At 41.6% G+C, this 1,426-nt stretch carries 1 protein-coding gene and 1 pseudogene; both read right to left on the reverse strand.

Translation table 11 applies throughout. The annotated features are described in order from the left end of the window. Nucleotides 1-429, reverse strand: a pseudogene (locus QZ359_RS04000) (branched-chain amino acid ABC transporter permease); the annotation flags it as partial. A gap of 3 nt (nt 430-432) precedes the next feature. Continuing rightward, on the reverse strand, nt 433-1,302 hold the full coding sequence (locus tag QZ359_RS04005) for a branched-chain amino acid ABC transporter permease (RefSeq protein ID WP_000941427.1): 870 nt from the start codon (nt 1,300-1,302) through the stop codon (nt 433-435). Nucleotides 1,303-1,426: the final 124 nt, after the last annotated feature.

Raw genomic sequence — 1,426 nt, forward strand, 5'->3', positions numbered from 1 at the left:
ATTTGTAAGGCTTCCGCCATTGATGATAAAGATACGGATAATTTCAGAAACACCTAGAGTCGCTACCGCAAGATAGTCCCCCTTCAAGCGCAAGGTTGGAATTCCGACAAGCAAGGCAACTGCTCCTGAAAGCAAAGCCCCTACAAGCATAGCTCCAAAGAAGGCACCGTAGGTTGGTGATTTAGAACCAATAATAGCTGCTGCATAGGCACCAATCGCCATGAAACCAGCATGACCAAGTGAAAATTGGCCTGAAAAACCAACGATTAAGTTGAGACCAACAGCCAGAATAATATTAATTCCAATTTGTTGTAAAATCTGTACATAGAATAGGTTTAGTACTCCAACTGAAACCAATACACTAATCAAGCCATAGCCAGCTAACAAAAGGAGTAACCATAGAATATTAACTTTTAAATTTTCTTTCATCGTTTACACCTTCTCTTTCACATTTTTACCAAGAATACCTGCTGGGCGGACAATCAAGATCAACAACAGGATTCCATAAACAATGGCATCACGGAAGTCTGACATTCCAAAGGCTGTCGCAAAGGTTTCCAATAGACCAATCACAAAGCCACCAAGAGCCGCACCAGGAATAATTCCGATACCACCAAGTACTGCGGCAACGAAAGACTTAAGACCTGGAGTAACCCCCATCAAAGGCTCAAGAGAGTTATAATAAAGGGCAATCAGAACACCAGCCGCACCCGCAAGAGCTGACCCCAAAGCGAAGGTAAAGCTGATAGTACGGTTTACATTGATCCCCATCAATTGCGCTGCATCGCTATCTACGGATACTGCACGCATGGCTTTCCCCATCTTAGTCTTTTGGACAATGACTTGTAACAAAATCATCAAAATCAAGGAAATGGCCAAAATCATTAACTGCACGTTTGTTAGGCTAACTGGTCCCAAATCATAGCGAACTGTTTGAATCGCTTGAGGGAAGGCACGGGTATTAGCACCAACCAGATAGACCATCCCATATTCCAATAGGAAAGAAACCCCAATAGCTGTAATCAAAACAGCAATACGAGTAGAGTGACGCAAAGGTCGGTAAGCAAGGAACTCAATCACGACACCAAGAATGGCTGTCGCTAACATAGCTACAATAAGAGCTACAAAGAAATTCATTTGGAAAGAATTAATCAAGAAATAACCGATAAAGGCTCCCATCATATAAATATCACCGTGGGCGAAGTTGATGAGCTTGATAATTCCGTAAACCATGGTATATCCTAGGGCTAACAGCGCATAAACACTACCTAGAATCAAACCATTTACTAGTTGTTGGAGCATAAGATTCACTCTTTCTATTTATAATTTCGAGGGTTTTCCCTCACTTTTTATAAGTTCTTATACTCAATAAAAATCAAAGAGCAAACTAGGAAACTAGCCACAGGCTGTACTTGAGTACGGCAAG

This window comes from Streptococcus sp. (assembly GCF_019414905.1).
GTDB lineage: Bacteria > Bacillota > Bacilli > Lactobacillales > Streptococcaceae > Streptococcus.

Excerpts from the sequence above, each read along its gene's own strand:
- QZ359_RS04005 (WP_000941427.1), bottom strand. The coding sequence starts at position 1,302 with ATGCTCCAACAACTAGTAAATGGTTTGATTCTAGGTAGTGTTTATGCG.